2 protein-coding genes are annotated in these 1,815 nt (G+C 36.3%); one reads left to right on the forward strand and one right to left on the reverse strand.

All coding sequences use genetic code 11. The annotated features are described in order from the left end of the window. Positions 1 to 137 precede the first annotated feature (137 nt). A complete protein-coding gene (locus PHP06_07965) occupies positions 138 to 512 on the forward strand; it encodes a sensory rhodopsin transducer (GenBank protein ID MDD3840498.1) in 375 nt (124 codons plus the stop codon). Between the two features lie 41 nt (positions 513 to 553). Here the strand turns inward: PHP06_07965 and PHP06_07970 are convergent. Beyond that, a partial coding sequence (locus PHP06_07970) for a rhamnulokinase (GenBank protein MDD3840499.1) occupies positions 554 to 1,815 on the reverse strand: 1,262 nt, incomplete at its 5' end.

Genomic DNA, 1,815 nt, shown 5'->3' on the forward strand with positions numbered 1-1,815 from the left:
AAAGTTTAGCCAGAGCAGCGATAAAGTCTACTATCACAATATAATGATGTGGAGCATGGATGCCTTTAAAGATGATGTACGAAAAGTTATAAGATTATTTGGAAGTACTAACAAAGCCTAAAGTCAGAAGGATGATGATGAACAGAGAATACGGAAAATGTGTATGGTTTTTCCCTGACGGTGATTTACCGCCTGCGGGAGATGGAATATTAAAAGGACATGAATCTATAATAATTTTAAATCCCAACAAAAACACAGCCAAATCAACTCTTACTCTGTATTTTGAGGAGTCTGACCCTGTGGTGATAGACCCTTCCTTTGAAATACTGCCTGAAAGGGTAATATGCATCAGGATGGATAACAGTGAACAACTAGGTGGCTTCAAAGTACCTTTAGAGACACAGTATGCAATAAAAGTAGAAAGTGACAATCCGGTTATAGTTCAATACGGAAGACTGGATACCAGACAGGAAAACATGGCTTATTATACAACTATGGGATTTAGTGTATAAAAAAAGATGCCTTCATGAAAATTGAAGGCATCTTTTTTTGTTTACTTTACAATATTTAGGTATTCATTATATGCTTCATCCCACGAATCCTGGTCAACAGGTGAATATTCTTTTGTGGGGAAAGAACTTCTCACAATTTCTCTTGCTTGACTTAAGTTAGATACTTCACCTAGTGTCATCAATTGAACTAAAATATTTCCTATGGCGGTAGCTTCGATAGGTCCTGTTATCACATGTTTTTTGGTAGCGTTTGCTGTAAACTGACATAATAATTTATCCTGAACCCCACCGCCTATTATGTGTAATACAGGAAATTGTTTGTGGTTTATTTCTTCCAACTTATTTACTACCCATTTATATCTAAATGCAAGGCTTTCCAACACGCATCTCACAATTTCACCCTTTGATTGAGGTATATATTGTCCAGTTTTAGAGCAGAAGTCTTGTATTTTTTGGGGCATATCTCCAGGTGTGGCGAAAGTGGGGTGTTCTGTATCGATAAAACATTTAAAAGGCGTTGCCTTTGCTGCAAGCTCACCCATCTCACCAAATCCAATATTTTCTCCTGCTTTGATCCAAGCTCTTCGGCATTCTTGTATTATCCATAGACCTGTAATATTTTTAAGGAATCTTATTTTATCGTTAAATCCACCTTCATTTGTGAAATTATATTTTAGGGCATTATCATTTATTATAGGTTGACTGCTTTCAATACCCATCAAAGACCATGTGCCGCTGCTCAAATATATATAATCATCCTCTTGTGCAGGAACAGATACGACTGCAGAACCGGTGTCATGGGATGCTACCGATATAACAGGGGTTTGGTCTATATCCAATTCATCAGCTACAGATTTTTGAATTGTACCTATATTAGTTCCGGGCTTTACAATGTCTGTCAAAATATCTGTAGGTATATTTAAATTTTTTAGCATATCCTTTGCCCAAATCTTTTTGTTGGCATCCAACATCTGTGATGTGCTTGCTATGGTATATTCTGTAGATTTGATGCCAGTTAGTAAATAGTTGAACAAATCGGGTGTGAACAATAATGTTTTAGCATATTTCAAAGAAGGTGAATTCTTCAATACCATAGAGTAGAGCTGGAAAATAGTATTTATTTGCATAAACTGTATACCTGTAATTCGAAACATCTCATCTTTATCTACAAGTTTAAATGCTTGCTCTACAATACCATCAGTCCTTGAATCTCTATAATGGTAAGCATTGCCGATCAATTGACCTTCAGCATCCAACAATCCAAAGTCTACGCCCCAAGTGTCGATGCCTAAAGAAGAAATAT

Source organism: Clostridia bacterium, from assembly GCA_028698525.1.
GTDB lineage: Bacteria > Bacillota > Clostridia > JAQVDB01 > JAQVDB01 > JAQVDB01.

What these genes read in the sequence shown, in the direction of transcription:
- PHP06_07965 (MDD3840498.1), top strand. Translation starts at nt 138, where the DNA reads ATGAACAGAGAATACGGAAAATGTGTATGGTTTTTCCCTGACGGTGAT.